The following is a 15,992-nucleotide window of genomic DNA, read 5'->3' on the forward strand; positions in this document are numbered from 1 at the left end:
ATGCGGGAATGGTGAAATTGGTAGACACGCCAGATTTAGGTTCTGGTGCCGCAAGGTGTGAGAGTTCAAGTCTCTCTTCCCGTACCATCAAATACTTCTGTAAAGCAATTCCTCTCGAAATAAAAATTAATTGGGGTATCGCCAAGTGGTAAGGCACCGGGTTTTGATCTCGGCATTCCTAGGTTCGAATCCTAGTACCCCAGCCATATCATCTTTATTGCAACTCTCATATCTTGTTTAAAACTCATTTAAAATATTTATGATAATGCTGAGTACTTTACTGTACCCTGTTGTCATGCTTTATTCTCATTCAGTTTTTTGTTTTAGAACGTTTGACCGGCTTATTTAAGATCGGCGAGGGGGATAAGTATGTGCCGCAATGCAGTATTCAACGATAAAGCCCAAAGATATCGATAATAGCCACCTTGATGCTGCCCATGCAGTGTAATGAGTGTAAAACTAGACTGACATGCAAATAAAAATAAAACACATTACCACTGAAACGGTGAGCTGCTCCAGTTGCAAGGCATGTTGTTGCCGTTTAGAAGTGATGATTATTTCTGAAACCGGCGTCCCTAAGAAATACATCTCATTTGATAAGTGGGGCGGGGAAACCATGCTGCGTTTATCTGATGGTTGGTGCGCTGCATTAGATAGAGAAACCATGATGTGTACGATTTATGAAAATCGCCCCTGGATTTGCCGTGAATTTGAAATGGGCTCCTATGAGTGTGTCACCCAAAGAGCCGAAGTGAATTGAGGTTACTTAACCTCAGCTCGGGATAATAAACACTTACCAAACAGCCATTTGTCTTGCTAACTACGTTTCATAAACGTGAAATAGGCCAGTTATTGACGTATTAATGCGCCTTGTTTTCAAAACAAATGACAAGTTTGCTACAAAATAAGCTCAATCTGTTGAATCTGCACCTTCTGAAGAAGGTGGCTTTGATATCACTCCCTAAAAGGGCGCTTTCCTACCGTGCGTGACAAGACGCCGTAAATATATCCCTAGAGGCTCTACTAAATCATCCCTGGTTTAGAAGCTTGTACCGCATCATTAGCAAAGCACGTATTACTTGAGTTAATCAGCTATTGAACGTACTTCAGGCAGAGCCTAATTGATGATAGCCCCCTACTGAAGTAGGTGGTTTAGGGGCGAAAAATAAAAAATGCCGCTAATATTAGCGGCATTGTCATTTTAATGAAGGTTAATTTAAACCACGGCGCTTAAGTAGTGCATCTGTAGTCGGCGCTTGTCCTCTAAAAGATTGGTAAGCTTCCATTGGTGGCACGCTATTGCCAACTTCTCGGATCGTTTTACGATACTTCATGCCTATTTCACGATTTAGACCGCCCTGAGTTTGTACATAGGCAAAGGCATCAGCAGCTAAGATCTCACTCCACATATAAGCATAGTAACTGGCTGAATATCCCCCCGGGAATGAATGGGCAAAGAAGCTTGATTTATAACGAGGTGGTACCGCAGTTATGTCAACGCCATGTTTTTTCAGTGCAGCCGCTTCAAAGGTTGCCACATCTTGTAGCGGCGCATCTGCGGGCAATGAATGCCATTCTAAGTCCAATAGTGCTGCGGCCATATATTCCAAGGTATCGAACCCCTGGTTAAAGCTTCGTGAGTTAAGTAACTTTTGCAGAAGCGCGTCTGGGATCACTTCGCCAGTTTGGTAATGTTTAGCGTAATTGGCTAACACTTCAGGATGGGCGGCCCAGTCTTCTTCAAATGTAGATGGAAATTCAACAAAATCGCGTGATACAGAGGTTCCCGCTAAGCTTGGGTATTTAACTTTGGAGAACATTCCATGCGTGCCATGCCCCATTTCATGGAACATAGTGGTGACTTCATCGTAGCTGACAAATGTAGGCTCACCCTCAGGGGCTTTTTTAATGTTCATCACATTAACTACCACAGGCTTAGTGTCTAGTAATGTGGATTGACCAACGAATGAACTCATCCATGCGCCACCACGCTTCCCTTCACGCGCAAAGTAGTCTGCGTAGAAAATGGCCATTGAACTGCCATCAACATCAAACATTTCATAAGCTTTGACATCTTCATGATAAACAGGCAAATCTGGACGAGGCTTGAGAGTCACACCATAAAGTTTTTCAAGGGTGAAAAATACCCCGTCTTGTAATACACGTTCAAATTCGAAATACGGCTTAATTGAGCCAGAATCTAAATCAAATTTATCTTGGCGTACCTTTTCTGCGTAAAACTCCCAATCCCACGGTGCGAGCGTAAAGTTACCACCGGTTTTGGTTATCATCGCTTGAATATCGGCAGCTTCTTTCTCGGTATTTGCCACAACGGCTGGCACCATAGAGCCAAACATGCTGTAAACTGCTTCAGGCGTTTTTGCCATTTGTGGCGCTAATTGATAATCAGCCCAACTTTTAAAACCGAGTAATTCTGCACGCTCGGCGCGAAGTTGTGCTAAACGTGAGACTAAGGATGCGGTTTCATTTTCGCCACTTAAACCACGGTTAGCTGAAGCGAGCCAAATACGCTCGCGCAGTTGGCGGTTTTCAAGTTTGGCTAATATAGGTTGGCGGGTCGTATTGGTGATATTAATGACGTATTTGCCCGCATGACCTTGCGCCTCAGCATCCATTTTTGCTGCACGTATTTCACTGTCTGATAATCCAGCCAACTCATCAACAGAATCAACCACTACCGCATTTTGCTTGGTTAATGTAAGTAAGCGTTGACTAAACTCATTGGTTAAAGTTGATTGCTCTTCGTTTAATAAACGGATTTGCGCTTTTTGCTGGTCGGTTAGCTTGGCACCCGCCAGTACAAAACGTTGATGATACACTTCAATTAAACGCACCTCTTCGGCGGTTAAATTGAGCGAGTCGCGTTGCTGATAAAGACTATCAACACGCTTGAACAAAGCACTATTAAGATGAATATTGTCTGAATGAGCGGCCATAATAGGCGCCATTTCACCTTGGATTTTAAGCAATGTTGGATTGCTATTTGAGCCTGTTAGATTGTAGAAAATTTGCGAAGTGCGGGTGAGTAATTCTCCACTGGTCTCCATCGCAACAATTGTGTTGTTAAAGGTTGGCGCTTGGCTATTGTTGGCAATAGCGAGAATTTGCTGATAATGCTCTTGAATGCCCTGCGTCAATGCGGGTTGGAAATGGGCATCTTTAATGATGCTAAAGTCAGGCGCTTGATACTGTAAAGTACTAGGTGTTAATAATGGATTTTGCATCTGCACATTTGGTGCGAGTGGGGTTTGAGTTGTTGATGCGTTATTGCCGATTGAGCAACCTGTCGCCATTAACGATGCGGCTATTGATACTGCCAGTAATGCCTTGTGCATATAAGTAAACCTTCAATAAATTGTGTCTATTATTTTTGTGCTGACAAGGTATCAATCCTATCTTAAAAGCGTCTTAATCCAGTGGGGAAAAACGATATTGATGAAATGGGGCTATAAAAAATGCCGTTTGTAGTCTTACAAACGGCATTAATAAACGGGATCAATAAGTGTTTACTGTATCTTGTTTTTAGTGACGGAACATTGCAGAGATAGACTCTTCATTGCTGACACGACGAATAGCTTCAGCTAGTACAGCCGACATAGTGAGCTGTGATACTTTACCGACTTTAAGCATTTCAGGGCTTAACGGTACAGTATCCGTTACGATCACTTCATCAATCACTGAGTTGGCGATGTTTTGGGCGGCATTACCAGAAAATACTGGGTGAGTTGCATAAGCAAACACGCGGTTAGCGCCGTGTTCTTTTAGGGCTTCTGCCGCTTTACATAAGGTGCCACCAGTATCAATCATGTCGTCAACAATAATACAGTCACGGCCTTGAACATCACCGATGATATGCATGACTTGAGCAACGTTTGCTTGAGGACGGCGCTTATCGATGATGGCAAGATCTGAATCATCGAGTAATTTAGCAACAGCACGTGCGCGAACAACGCCACCGATGTCGGGTGACACTACAACTGGGTTGTCTAATTTCTTCGCTAACATATCTTCTAATAACACAGGGCTACCAAAAACGTTATCGACAGGCACATCAAAGAAACCTTGAATTTGCTCAGCGTGTAGATCGCAAGTTAATACACGGTCAACACCCACACTTGATAAGAAGTCGGCAACCACTTTAGCGGTAATAGGTACACGAGCACTGCGTACACGACGATCTTGACGAGCATAACCGAAGTAAGGAATTACTGCAGTAATACGGCCAGCAGAAGCACGACGAAGTGCATCAACCATCACGATTAATTCCATTAGGTTATCGTTAGTTGGTGCACAAGTAGATTGGATGATAAATACATCTGCACCACGTACGTTTTCGTTAATTTGAACACTGATTTCACCGTCGCTGAAACGGCCTACAACTGCGTCTCCAAGTTTGCAAAATAAACGGTCGGCAATCTTGGCGGCTAGATTTGGGGTAGCGTTACCAGCAAAGAGCTTGATGTCGGGCACTTTATGAACCTCAGGTGTTTGCTTAAAATTAGTGGCTAAATCAATTTTATGTGTTCGCACTCAAAATTGACTCAGAAGAATATTAATCGAGCTTACTTAATCTCGCTAATAGCGGAGAAGTATTGAGCCCTTTTGCTACAAAGCCTTTCATCTCAGGCGGTAATTGCGCTAAAACGTCAAATGCTTGTAGCGAATGTTCGAATTCCCCAAACACACATGCGCCTGTTCCGGTCATTCTCGACGGCGCATATTCTACCAGCCAGCTTAAGGCATTGGCAACTTGAGGGTGTTCTTTGGTAACTAAATTTTGACAATCATTTGTCCATTTATTGGACATTAATGTGTCCATGTGAAGTTTTGGAGTACAACGGGGTAAATCGGGATGTTGAAAAATACTGCGGGTACAAATATGTGTATCAGGCGTGATTACTAAGTACCAAAGTTCTGGTGGGGTAACGTTTTGAAGTTTTTCACCTACCCCCTCAGCAAAAGCCGCTAAACCATTAATAAACACTGGTACATCAGCACCTAGCGCTAATCCTAGTTCTGCCAGTTTTGCATTTGGCAGGCGTGTATTCCACAGCGCATTTAACGCGACTAATGTGGTTGCTGCATCCGATGAGCCGCCACCAAGACCGCCACCCATTGGCAGTAATTTATCCAACCAAATGTCTGCGCCGCCATAATATCCTGTGTAATTTTTTAACGATTTTGCAGCCTTAAGAATTAAGTTATCGCTGTCAGGGACAGAATCAGACATATTTGAATGCAGGCGAATTTCCGGTGTTTCAGTGATATGAAAATCAAGATAGTCACAATGATCGATAAATTGAAACAGAGTCTGCAGTTCGTGATAGCCATCTTCACGTTGACCAGTAATGTGTAAAAATAAATTTAATTTTGCAGGCGCGGGCCAGCTTTTGGATATTGGGAGAGTGGTTTTCAATTTTTTATCCTATTTATTTTATTCACATTTTAATTTTTACTTTGGCATTAATGCCTGCCACAAATTGGTTTGAATTTTAATCTGAACATCATTACGTTCTATCTTTAACTGTCTAGGTAGTAATGCGCCGCTTTGATGTTGCCAGTTAATAAAACTGACTTTCCAGTCGGATTGGGCATCAGGACTAGTAAATTGCTGAATTTGACCAGCAGAATTATAGCTGATGACTTTATCGTTGGCGCCAATTCTACCCGTGAGCCATAACGGAATATCACTAAAAGGGATAGTTATCCCACTGACTCCTTCTAACAATGCTTGGGCATTATTATCATGGTAGGTTTTACCATCAACCTCTAATGTAGCCAGACCTTGAACATTTTGTAATGTCAGTACATTAGTGCCCAATGGCGTAGTTAAACGAAGTTCGTTACCTTGAAGATGATGAAACCAATATAGGTTAGTGCTAAATTTATCGGTTGCAGACTTGAATGCAATTTTGCCTTGAAGCTCCCAATTATTGGCTTCTTGGGTATTTGCAACATCAATGGGTTGATATTCTTGAGTCGGTAATGTGCTACACGCACTTAACAGCAGCAAAGCCGTGACTATGGCAAAATAGTATAATTTGAAAAAACGTGGCAAAAGACGCTCGTATACAAAACTGAGGATGCCTCTATAATACTGCTCATTAGCAAAGTTGTAAAAATGCTTTTGCAATTCAAATTAAGATATTGTTACCAGAAAGAAAAAATTAGACATATATTCGGTTTTGTTAACCCTATTGTGTTTTTAATCGGGCTGATTAAGTAGAATAGCCTAATTAACGATACCGAGAAGAACTTAGAACGAGCAGATGAGCCTAGTAGCAATCGGGATAAACCATAAAACCGCCACGGTAGATTTGCGTGAAAAGGTCGCTTTTTCGCCAGACAGAATACACGATGCGATGAAAAGCTTGGCCAGCCGCACCACAACGGGTGAAGCTGTGATCGTGTCTACCTGTAACCGTACTGAACTTTATTGTAATAACGCCAGCGAAACTGACATTATCGAATGGCTGCAGGATTATCATGGTTTAAGCCATGAAGAATTAATGCCGTGCATTTATGCCTACAAAGAGCAAGTTGCAGTAAAACATTTGATGCGGGTATCTTCAGGCTTAGATTCTTTAGTTTTAGGTGAGCCGCAAATTCTAGGGCAGGTAAAACAAGCCTTTGCCAAAGCCAAAGAAGCGGGTACAACCGCAATCACCATCGACAGATTATTTCAAAATACCTTCTCAGTGGCAAAAAAAGTCCGTACAGAAACCGAAATTGGTGCAGCTGCGGTATCGGTAGCATTTGCTGCAGTGAGTATGGCCAAACATATTTTCTCTAGTTTAAGCCGCACAAAAGTATTGTTGATTGGCGCTGGTGAAACCATTGAGCTTGTGGCTAAACATTTACAAGATAATGAAGTGGCTTCCATTGTTGTCGCAAATCGAACCATCGAACGCGCACAAGCTATGTGTGAAGAGTTCAATGCAACAGCAATTACACTTCAACAAATTCCTGATTACCTTGCTAAGGCTGATATTGTGATATCCTCTACCGCCAGTCCATTGCCTATTTTAGGCAAAGGTATGGTCGAAAAGGCACTTAAACAACGTCGTCATCAACCTATGTTGCTGGTTGATATTGCCGTGCCAAGAGATATTGAAGCGGAAGTCGGTGAGTTAGACGACGCTTTCCTTTATACTGTGGACGATTTACATAGTATCATTGAACAGAACATGGCTTCCCGAAAGGAAGCGGCCGAGCAAGCTGAATTAATCACTGAAGAACAATCCCATATATTTATGGAATGGGTGCGTTCTTTAGAGTCTGTTGACAGTATTCGTGAGTATCGCAGCCAAAGTGTGGCAATTAAAGACGAGTTAGTTGAGCGTGCCTTGAACAAATTGGCTCAAGGTGGCGATGGCGAGCAAGTATTATTGGAATTAGCGAATAGATTAACCAATCGCCTGATCCACGCACCCACACAAGCGTTAACGGCAGCAAGCCGTCAAGGCGATTTGAATACGTTAGGACAATTAAGAATAGCGCTCGGACTCGATAAAAATTAAGGTTAGCGAGCTAAATGAAAGAATCCGTTATCCGCAAGCTTGAAGGCTTGCTTGAGCGAAATGAAGAAGTACTGGCTTTATTATCTGATGCTGGCGTGATTGCCGATCAAGAGCGTTTTCGCGCACTATCAAAAGAATACTCTCAACTTGAAGATGTCGTTAAAGGTTTCAAAGATTTTCAACAAGCCCAATTAGACCTAGAGTCTGCAAAGGAAATGCTTGAAGAAGATGACGCTGAAATGCGTGAAATGGCCCAAGAAGAAATCAAGCAAGCTAAAGTAGAATTAGCCCGCTTAGAAGATGAGTTACAAATTCTGTTACTGCCTAAAGATCCAAACGATGATACCAATGCGTTTATGGAAATTCGTGCTGGAGCAGGTGGTGACGAAGCGGCTATTTTTGCTGGCGACTTATATCGTATGTATAGCAAGTATGCTGAAGCAAATCGTTGGCAGATGGAAATCATGAGCGTCAACGAAGGCGAACACGGTGGCTTTAAAGAGATTATCGTTAAAGTCAGTGGTGAAAGCGTTTATGGCCGCTTGAAATATGAATCAGGTGGACACCGTGTACAGCGTGTTCCTGAAACCGAATCTCAGGGACGTGTGCACACCTCTGCATGCACCGTGGTGGTTATGCATGAAGTGCCTGAAGCTGAAGCGATTTCAATCAACCCAGCCGATTTAAAAGTCGATACGTTCCGTGCATCTGGTGCCGGTGGGCAGCACGTGAACAAAACTGACTCCGCCATTCGTATTACCCATATTCCATCGGGAATTATTGTTGAGTGTCAGGATCAACGTTCGCAACATAAAAACCGTGCGCAAGCGATGAGTGTTTTAGCGGCTCGAATTCAAGCCGTTGAAGATGAAAAACGTCGCAGTGAAGAAGAATCGACGCGTCGTAGCCTAGTGGCAAGTGGCGATCGTTCTGAACGTATTAGAACTTACAATTACCCACAAGGTCGAGTCAGTGATCATCGCATCAACCTAACGCTTTATCGCTTAGGTGAAGTAATGGAAGGTGATTTGAACGCATTGCTCGATCCGATTATGCAAGAGCATCAAGCGGATTTACTTGCAGCCTTGTCTGGCGACTAAGGACATCTTTTGCCGCAGTCATCTTATTCAACCATAGTCGAAGCCCAACAATGGGCTTTTTCTCAACTCGCCTCTACCTCTGAATCTGCCCACGTAGATGCAGAGGCATTGCTGGTGCATTGTCTCAATAAATCGCGTAGTTTTTTATATACTTGGCCTGAAAAAACATTGACGGTCGAGCAATTTAAAAACTTTCAGCAAATGGTCAAAAAACGTCAACAAGGCATGCCTGTCGCGCATATTATAGGCGAGCGTGAATTTTGGTCGTTACCTTTTATTGTGAATGAGTCGACACTCATTCCGCGCCCAGATACTGAAATTTTAGTTGAAACAGCACTTAATCTTGATGTGCGTTTTAATGCAAGAGTGCTGGATTTAGGCACTGGGACGGGGGCAATAGCATTATCCATTGCCCATGAAAGACCTAAATGGCGTATTACTGCGATTGATAAAGTACCTGAAGCGGTAGCGCTTGCCAAAGCCAATCGCGCCAATCTTAACCTTGAACAAGTTGAGATTTTACAATCAGATTGGTTTAGTGCGGTCAAAGATAGAGACTTTGATTTGATTGTCTCTAACCCGCCTTATATTGACGAGCAAGACGAGCATTTGCACATGGGCGATGTTCGCTTTGAACCGCAAAGTGCCTTGACTGCTGCGGATGAAGGCTTTGCCGATCTATATCATATTGCCGATAAAGCACGTGAGCATTTATTGCCTGGCGGTTTCTTGTTGCTTGAACATGGTTATCAGCAAGCGATGAAAGTGAGACAGAAATTGATTGATTTAGGTTACATAGACGTGGCGACAGTGCGCGACTTTGGCAGTAACGATCGCTGCACCATAGGAACATGGACTGATTAGCGATCGTACCCAATGCTATTGGAAAGCGGTTAGTTTATCGAGTAAACTAGCCGCTATTTTATTTATGCCCAACTGAGAACAACAATAATGGAAACATTTTACAGTTTATATCCAGCGGTAAAACATACTCATTTAATGTTTATTGCTTTGAGCGTCGCATTTTTTATTTTGCGCTTTGTACTGCATATTCGCCAATCACCGCTGATGGACAGAAAATTTCTTAAAGTGGCACCACATGTAATTGATACTTTCTTATTAGTGTCAGGCTTTACCCTTTGCTTTATGATCAAGCAGTATCCTTTTGTGGATCCATGGATGACCGAAAAAATCATCTGTGTTGTGGCATACATTGTATTAGGGATCATGGCACTTAAATCTAACCGAAATAAACTGTTCAAGTTTTTTGCCTTTATTGGTGCAATCGGTTGGTTAGTGTTAGCGGCCAAGCTGGCTCATTTTAAACAAGTCGTATTAATGGGTTAATTGATTTTTAATGGCAAAACTTCAACTTGATGATGCAGTTTCTATACCTGAAACTGCATTTGAGCTTTCTGAACATTTAGGTTTTTCTCGCGCTCAACCTGCCTTATGGGCATGGTATGAAATGGCTGGCTCCGTATTGAGCCATTATGTTGTTGATCAAAACACGCGCTTACAAAGACTATTTAATTGGTTTTATAATGATTTAGGTTTTCAAGCACGGGAAGATTACTTTAGCGTGGAAGCCGCTGATCTGTGTTTTTGTGTGTTGAAAAGGCAGGGTAACAGTACAACGCTTGCAACTTTATTGGTGCTTTTGGCAAAGCAGCTAGATTTACCTTTAGATGCGGTGTTACTGCCTGGGCAAACGGTATTACGTAGTTTGTTAAATGATAAAATTCGCTATTTTGATCCATTAACGGGCAAAGAGTTAACTCGACATCAGTTACACTCTTTAGTGCGTGGTGAGCTTGGTAATGCTGCTAAATTAAAACCAAGTCATATTAAACCCGCCACACTTAAGCGCTTAATTAGTCGCATGCTCCATGAATTAAAAGCGGGTTGTATTGTGAGTCAAAAGTTTGAGCAAGCGATGGAGTGCTGTAATTTATTGTTGCAATGGCATCCTGACGACGTGCATCTTAATCGTGAGCGTGCTTTTATTGCTCAGCAATTAGGGTGCATAAAAGTGGCGATGTCTGATTTGCAGCACTTCATTGATAATAGCCCCCATGATCCTGTCATTGAGTTGGTTAAAATGCAGTTGAAGGAACTTAGCCAGCACTCCCAAATTTATCATTAACAAATCAGGCTCTTTTGAGCCTGATTTGTTATGATACGCCCGTTCAATATACAAATGAGTAAATCCTCTGTATTTGAATAAAATAAACAATAAAAATAACAAATAATTTAAGCGAAAATCGCTTTTACACTGCATTTGCAAGGGAGAAAATTGCATGACAACGTCTGCACTGGTCACGAATGACGCTACCGCATTGGGTTTACTCGCAGCCATTTTAGGTTTTGTATTTTACACCAGCTCTTCACCACATCCTTTTTGGCAAAAATTCTATAAGTTTATACCTGCACTGTTATTGTGCTACTTCTTGCCCTCGCTATTGAACACGTTTGGGGTTGTTGATGGTCATGCATCGCAATTGTATTTTGTGGCTTCACGGTATCTTCTGCCTGCATGTTTAGTTTTGTTGATTCTCAGTGTTGATTTAAAGGCTATTTTGGGCTTAGGGCCAAAAGCGGTAATCATGTTTTTCACTGGCACAGTCGGTATTGTTATTGGTGGGCCAATAGCTTTATTACTGGTTTCATTTATCGACCCATCGCTGATTGGCAACAATGGTCCAGATGCGGTTTGGCGAGGGATGACAACACTTGCGGGTAGCTGGATTGGAGGCGGGGCTAACCAAGCCGCCATGAAAGAGATTTATGATGTTGGAGGGGAAATATTTTCTGTCATGGTCACCGTTGATGTGATTGTCGCCAATATTTGGATGGCAGTGTTATTATTTATGGCATCTAAAGCCAAAGAGATTGATGCTAAAACGGGGGCTGATACCCGAGCCATTGAAGTACTTAAAGCTAAAGTTGAAAAGTATCATGCAGAAAATGCTCGCATTCCTAGTCAGCGTGATTTAATGATGATTGTTGCTGTTGGTTTTAGTATTACCGGTTTCGCCCATTTGGCTGCTGACTTTTTAGGGCCATTTTTTGAAACCCATTATCCTTGGACAGCCGATTACAGTTTGACGTCAAAGTTTTTTTGGTTAGTCGTGATTGTGACGACGATTGGTTTAGCGATGTCGTTCACTCCCGTTAGACACTTAGAAGCCGCTGGAGCATCTAAAGTGGCGACCGCATTTTTATATGTCCTAGTCGCGACGATTGGTTTACATATGGATGTAACCAAAATAATGGATACCCCCATTTACTTTTTAGTGGGTATTGTGTGGATGCTGGTTCACGCAGGATTTATGCTATTAGTGGCGAAATTAATTAAAGCGCCGTTATTTTATATGGCGGTAGGCAGTCAAGCTAACGTGGGTGGGGCAGCTTCTGCACCCGTCGTGGCTGCAGCGTTCCATCCAGCTCTTGCTCCGGTTGGCGTGTTGCTGGCTGTATTAGGTTATGCATTAGGTACTTACATGGCTTGGCTATGTGGTCAGTTTTTACAAATTATTGGCGCGTAAATCGCTAAGAGGGTCAAATGAATCAGAAAATCATTGAATTAGCAAATGGCATTGAAGTTGCCAACGATAAACCCTTCGTATTGTTTGGTGGCATGAATGTGCTTGAGTCGCGTGATTTAGCGATGTCGATAGCAGAACACTATGTTGAAGTCACTCAAAAGTTGGGTATTCCCTATGTGTTTAAAGCCTCTTTTGATAAAGCCAACCGTTCATCGGTTCATTCATACCGCGGTCCAGGTATGGAAGAAGGCTTAAAAATCTTTGAAGAAATTAAGCGTACCTTTAATGTTCCTATTATTACTGACGTGCATGAAGTGTATCAATGTCAGCCTGTTGCCGAAGTGGTTGATGTTATCCAATTGCCTGCTTTTTTAGCCCGTCAAACTGACTTAGTCGTGGCAATGGCCAAAACGGGTGCCATTATTAATGTGAAAAAACCGCAATTTTTAGCCCCACATGAAATGCGTCATATCGTTAACAAGTTTAACGAAGCAGGTAATGATAATATTTTATTGTGTGAGCGTGGCAGCTGCTTTGGTTACAACAACCTAGTCGTTGATATGCTGGGTATGGACGAAATGAAACAGTCTGGTTATCCAGTCATTTTTGATGCAACACATGCGCTGCAGCGCCCTGGGGGACGAACTGATTCCGCGGGTGGACGAAGGGCTCAAGCTACCGAGCTTGCTAGAAGTGGCATGGCGTTAGGTATTGCGGGGTTATTTATTGAGGCACATCCTGATCCTGACAACGCTAAATGCGATGGCCCATGTGCTTTACCTTTACATCAGCTAGAAAATTATCTCACCCAAATGAAAGCGGTTGATGATTTAGTTAAATCGTTTGATTATATTGATACCAGTAAGTAATTTTTAAAGCCCTGAACCTTCAGGGCTTTTTTATAGATAAATGGTAAAGGGTTAATAGATAATGTGGATAGCGTTTACGGTACTTGCTGCTTTTATGCAGGCTTGGCGCAATGCGTTTCAAAGCCAATTAAGCCAAGAGGTGAATATTGCTGGCGTCACGTTAGCGCGCTTTATTTGGGCGGGTCCTATCGCACTTGTTTACCTATTGAGTTTGTACCAGTGGCAGCCCGCAGAGATCCCCCATTTTAGTATTGCTTTTACTCAATTTGTTGTTGGCGCATCTTTGATGCAAATTTTGGCTACAGGCTTAATGGTTAAGCTGTTTAAAATGCAAAATTTTGCAGTCGGTGCTGGGCTGGCAAAAAGTGAGGCATTGGTTGCAGCCATTTTGGGGATGTTATTCTTTGGTACTCAACTCAGTGCGCTAGGTTGGCTGGGAGTGGTTATCGGTGGCATTGCCATTATGCTATTAAGTGCTAAGCAAGGCTTTAAACAGTTATCTATAAAAACGGTATTACTAGGTTTAGCCTGTGGTAGCGCTTTTGCGTTGACGTCGCTGTGGGTGCGAGAAGCTAGCTTACAACTGGATGCACCTTTCCCCCATGGTGCAGCTTGGGTGCTGCTGGCAGTGATAGGTTTGCAAACGATTTTATTGGTCAGTTATTTAATGGTTTATGATAAATCGACCTTATCAGATTTATTCAAAAGACCTAAATTAACATTACTGATCAGCATCACCAGCTGTATTGGTTCAATAGGTTGGTTTACAGCAATGTCCTTACAGGCTGTACCCTATGTCAAAACGCTTGGGCAAATAGAGGTGTTTTTCATGATGCTGATTGCCAGTTTTTGGCTGAAGCAAAAAGTGAAAGTAAACGATATGCTTGGGTTATTATTAATTGCCGTTGCGGCAATTTTGGTTATGTGGAATTAGCTTAATGACTGATTTGCGCCTCAAGGCTTTTGATACGCTCAAGATTGATATTATTGGCCTTCACGGCAATCTGATGGTGCCTACCTCGAGCAACAATGTAACCGCTAATATAGTCAATTTCAGTTTGGCGCTGATGATAAATGTCCTGGTACATTGATGACAGGTTATTACTGGTCAAAGCTATCACTTTATAGACAAGCTCATGGCATGCCAACATCTCTAGTTCAACGTTATCAGCTGCAGCGACGTTAATACACTCTGCAATAATCTGTTTAATTTCCGCTTTATATTCATCGTTTGCTAACTGACCATTTCTGCATTGGTAAAATGCTGTCAGCGGGTTAATGGCGCAATTGATGACGAGTTTTTGCCATAAAGCACTAAGAATCTGATCATGCCAACTGGCATTAGGGATCGCCTTTAATAGTATATTTTTAAGCGGTTGTTTAAGTGTTATCCCTGAATAATGACCTATGATTGTTTGCCCTATACCCGTATGAGCAATGTGCCATTTTGCCGAGCGAAGCGCTCCTTGGGAAGTTGTCGCAAGGCTTAAGCCCATTTGTGGATAAGCTAATAGTTTTTGCGCTAAATGAATATGTGGTCCCATACCATTATGCAGCAGAATGATATGGCAGTTTGGCGCCAAATTTGGCAGTAATTCATTGATAAGAGCTTCAACTTGGTAGGCTTTAACGCACACTATGATCACATCAAGCTTAGCGATTTCAGGGCTGTGTACACCTAGCACATCGACCACTTCGTGTTGTTGCTGTTGATTGATATCCGTAAAGCGCAAAGTTTGCGGCACAGACTCAGGTTCACGGCTAATTAGCTGAACCAAAAGGCGTTGAGAAAGCCTAGGCTTACTTGTTGATATTTGTTGAAATATTAATTGCCCAATAGCGCCAGCACCAATAATGCCAATTCTATAGATTGTCATTATTGACACCGATTATTCAGCTTGACTAGGCTTAGCTTTGAGCTTTTTATATTGCACAAAGCTGAAGTTAAGTAAGTAAAACAACACGATGCCAGCTAAATCAGCGATAACGTCACCAATAGATGCACTGCGGTAAGGTAATCTTGATTGAACAAGTTCAATTAAAATCGCATAGCCAGCTAATACCCCAAACAAATAATACCATTTGGGTTTAAATGCATAATGCGCAAGGAACGCTAAGCCGAAGAAGCTACCTAAGTGGCCAACTTTATCCATATGCTGGAAGGTTTGCGGATAGTTAGGTTTTGAGAATACCAAGTAGCTGGTTACCACAACCGCTACCAATAGCGCTAACTTAAAAAAATTCCGATAATTGATCACAAGTGTTACATCTGCCTTGGGGCTTAGTAAAAATTTGCCCCATCATAAGAAAACTCGTGCTTAAAGTCATCTATATTCCGTGTCTATCTCGCCTAAAAGCCCCTTATTGCGTTAAAATGAATTAAATTCTCTTAGTTTTAGTAAAGGTTTCTTATGCCATCAATGGATATCGTGTCTGAAGTTAAAAAAGAAGAAGTACGCAACGCAGTCGATAATACTAAACGTGAATTAGACACCCGCTTTGATTTTCGTGGTAAAAATGCCAATGTTGAGCTTAAAGATTTAGTGGTGACATTATCTGCTGAAGATGACTTTCAGTGTAATCAACTCGTTGATATGTTACGCATGCAATTAAGTAAACGTGATGTTGATCCTGCCTCAATGGAGGTGGATGAAAAAGCGGTTCACAGTGGTAAAACTTTTTCGTTAAAAGTGAAGTTTAAAGAAGGCATTGAAGCATTAACGGCTAAAAAATTGGTTAAGCTGATTAAAGATAGCAAACTGAAAGTACAGGCGGCTATTCAGGGGGACAGTATTCGAGTCACAGGTAAGAAGCGTGACGACCTGCAAGCGGTTATGCGCATTGCCCGTGAATCTGAATTAGACCAACCTTTTCAGTTTAAAAATTTTAAAGACTAACAGGCACCATATTAAACAAAAAACGACATCCTATGTG

Annotated in this window: 16 protein-coding genes and 2 tRNA genes; 12 read left to right on the top strand and 6 right to left on the bottom strand. The window is 42.1% G+C overall.

Features of this window, described 5'->3' with window-relative positions; translation table 11 throughout:
* Nucleotides 1-2: 2 nt before the first annotated feature.
* From OHT75_RS10815 to OHT75_RS10825, 3 genes are all read left to right on the top strand, one after another.
* Nucleotides 3-87 (top strand) — tRNA-Leu (locus OHT75_RS10815).
* A gap of 44 nt (nt 88-131) precedes the next feature.
* Nucleotides 132-206: transfer RNA gene (locus OHT75_RS10820), tRNA-Gln, on the top strand.
* A 263-nt stretch (nt 207-469) separates the two neighbouring features.
* Complete coding sequence (locus OHT75_RS10825; protein WP_264726487.1) at nt 470-760, top strand: YkgJ family cysteine cluster protein; 291 nt, start codon at nt 470-472, stop codon at nt 758-760.
* Nucleotides 761-1,211: 451 nt separating this feature from the next.
* On the opposite strand, the gene OHT75_RS10830 is transcribed toward OHT75_RS10825, so the two are convergent.
* The 4 genes from OHT75_RS10830 to lolB all read right to left on the bottom strand — a co-directional run bounded on the left by OHT75_RS10830 (nt 1,212) and on the right by lolB (nt 6,079).
* Nucleotides 1,212-3,356 (bottom strand): M3 family metallopeptidase, encoded by a 2,145-nt coding sequence (locus OHT75_RS10830; protein WP_264726489.1) that lies wholly within the window; start codon nt 3,354-3,356, stop codon nt 1,212-1,214.
* Nucleotides 3,357-3,543: 187 nt separating this feature from the next.
* A complete protein-coding gene (locus OHT75_RS10835) occupies nt 3,544-4,491 on the bottom strand; it encodes a ribose-phosphate pyrophosphokinase (protein WP_261297401.1) in 948 nt (315 codons plus the stop codon).
* Nucleotides 4,492-4,573: 82 nt separating this feature from the next.
* Entirely contained in the window at nt 4,574-5,437 is an 864-nt protein-coding gene (gene ispE, locus OHT75_RS10840) for a 4-(cytidine 5'-diphospho)-2-C-methyl-D-erythritol kinase (protein ID WP_264726491.1), read from the bottom strand.
* A gap of 36 nt (nt 5,438-5,473) precedes the next feature.
* Nucleotides 5,474-6,079, bottom strand: coding sequence for a lipoprotein insertase outer membrane protein LolB (gene lolB, locus OHT75_RS10845; RefSeq protein ID WP_264726492.1), 606 nt, complete (start codon nt 6,077-6,079; stop codon nt 5,474-5,476).
* 211 nt (nt 6,080-6,290) lie between these two features.
* Here lolB and hemA point away from each other — a divergent pair, with 211 nt between their 5' ends.
* The 8 genes from hemA (at nt 6,291) to OHT75_RS10885 (ending at nt 13,992) form a co-directional block, all read left to right on the top strand.
* Complete coding sequence (gene hemA / locus OHT75_RS10850) at nt 6,291-7,541, top strand: glutamyl-tRNA reductase (RefSeq protein ID WP_264726493.1); 1,251 nt, start codon at nt 6,291-6,293, stop codon at nt 7,539-7,541.
* Nucleotides 7,542-7,555: 14 nt separating this feature from the next.
* Nucleotides 7,556-8,641, top strand: coding sequence for a peptide chain release factor 1 (gene prfA, locus OHT75_RS10855; RefSeq protein ID WP_264726495.1), 1,086 nt, complete (start codon nt 7,556-7,558; stop codon nt 8,639-8,641).
* Between the two features lie 9 nt (nt 8,642-8,650).
* Nucleotides 8,651-9,505 (top strand): peptide chain release factor N(5)-glutamine methyltransferase, encoded by an 855-nt coding sequence (gene prmC / locus OHT75_RS10860; protein ID WP_264726497.1) that lies wholly within the window; start codon nt 8,651-8,653, stop codon nt 9,503-9,505.
* 87 nt (nt 9,506-9,592) lie between these two features.
* Entirely contained in the window at nt 9,593-9,988 is a 396-nt protein-coding gene (locus OHT75_RS10865; RefSeq protein ID WP_188840497.1) for a SirB2 family protein, read from the top strand.
* Between the two features lie 10 nt (nt 9,989-9,998).
* Nucleotides 9,999-10,787: a transglutaminase family protein gene (locus tag OHT75_RS10870; RefSeq protein WP_264726499.1), complete on the top strand. Its 789-nt coding sequence runs from the start codon at nt 9,999-10,001 to the stop codon at nt 10,785-10,787.
* Between the two features lie 154 nt (nt 10,788-10,941).
* A complete protein-coding gene (locus tag OHT75_RS10875) occupies nt 10,942-12,189 on the top strand; it encodes a DUF819 family protein (RefSeq protein ID WP_264726500.1) in 1,248 nt (415 codons plus the stop codon).
* 17 nt (nt 12,190-12,206) lie between these two features.
* Nucleotides 12,207-13,058, top strand: a complete 852-nt coding sequence (gene kdsA, locus OHT75_RS10880) for a 3-deoxy-8-phosphooctulonate synthase (RefSeq protein WP_264726502.1) — start codon at nt 12,207-12,209, stop codon at nt 13,056-13,058.
* Between the two features lie 61 nt (nt 13,059-13,119).
* Nucleotides 13,120-13,992 (top strand): DMT family transporter, encoded by an 873-nt coding sequence (locus OHT75_RS10885; protein ID WP_264726504.1) that lies wholly within the window; start codon nt 13,120-13,122, stop codon nt 13,990-13,992.
* Nucleotide 13,993: 1 nt separating this feature from the next.
* Here OHT75_RS10885 and OHT75_RS10890 read toward each other — a convergent pair whose 3' ends face one another.
* Entirely contained in the window at nt 13,994-14,935 is a 942-nt protein-coding gene (locus OHT75_RS10890; protein ID WP_264726506.1) for a ketopantoate reductase family protein, read from the bottom strand.
* A gap of 12 nt (nt 14,936-14,947) precedes the next feature.
* On the bottom strand, nt 14,948-15,316 hold the full coding sequence (locus OHT75_RS10895; protein WP_264726508.1) for a VanZ family protein: 369 nt from the start codon (nt 15,314-15,316) through the stop codon (nt 14,948-14,950).
* A 153-nt stretch (nt 15,317-15,469) separates the two neighbouring features.
* On the opposite strand from OHT75_RS10895, the gene OHT75_RS10900 reads away from it, so the two are divergent.
* Nucleotides 15,470-15,955 (top strand): YajQ family cyclic di-GMP-binding protein, encoded by a 486-nt coding sequence (locus tag OHT75_RS10900; protein ID WP_264726510.1) that lies wholly within the window; start codon nt 15,470-15,472, stop codon nt 15,953-15,955.
* The last annotated feature ends 37 nt before the right edge of the window (nt 15,956-15,992 follow it).

The sequence above is a fragment of the Shewanella subflava genome, from assembly GCF_025971955.1.
GTDB classification, from domain to species: domain Bacteria; phylum Pseudomonadota; class Gammaproteobacteria; order Enterobacterales; family Shewanellaceae; genus Shewanella; species Shewanella subflava.

Excerpts from the sequence above, each read along its gene's own strand:
- kdsA (WP_264726502.1), top strand. The coding sequence starts at position 12,207 with ATGAATCAGAAAATCATTGAATTAGCAAATGGCATTGAAGTTGCCAAC.
- OHT75_RS10865 (WP_188840497.1), top strand. The coding sequence starts at position 9,593 with ATGGAAACATTTTACAGTTTATATCCAGCGGTAAAACATACTCATTTA.
- OHT75_RS10825 (WP_264726487.1), top strand. The coding sequence starts at position 470 with ATGCAAATAAAAATAAAACACATTACCACTGAAACGGTGAGCTGCTCC.
- OHT75_RS10830 (WP_264726489.1), bottom strand. The coding sequence starts at position 3,356 with ATGCACAAGGCATTACTGGCAGTATCAATAGCCGCATCGTTAATGGCG.
- OHT75_RS10870 (WP_264726499.1), top strand. The coding sequence starts at position 9,999 with ATGGCAAAACTTCAACTTGATGATGCAGTTTCTATACCTGAAACTGCA.
- OHT75_RS10875 (WP_264726500.1), top strand. The coding sequence starts at position 10,942 with ATGACAACGTCTGCACTGGTCACGAATGACGCTACCGCATTGGGTTTA.
- OHT75_RS10885 (WP_264726504.1), top strand. The coding sequence starts at position 13,120 with ATGTGGATAGCGTTTACGGTACTTGCTGCTTTTATGCAGGCTTGGCGC.
- prfA (WP_264726495.1), top strand. The coding sequence starts at position 7,556 with ATGAAAGAATCCGTTATCCGCAAGCTTGAAGGCTTGCTTGAGCGAAAT.
- OHT75_RS10890 (WP_264726506.1), bottom strand. The coding sequence starts at position 14,935 with ATGACAATCTATAGAATTGGCATTATTGGTGCTGGCGCTATTGGGCAA.
- OHT75_RS10900 (WP_264726510.1), top strand. The coding sequence starts at position 15,470 with ATGCCATCAATGGATATCGTGTCTGAAGTTAAAAAAGAAGAAGTACGC.
- hemA (WP_264726493.1), top strand. The coding sequence starts at position 6,291 with ATGAGCCTAGTAGCAATCGGGATAAACCATAAAACCGCCACGGTAGAT.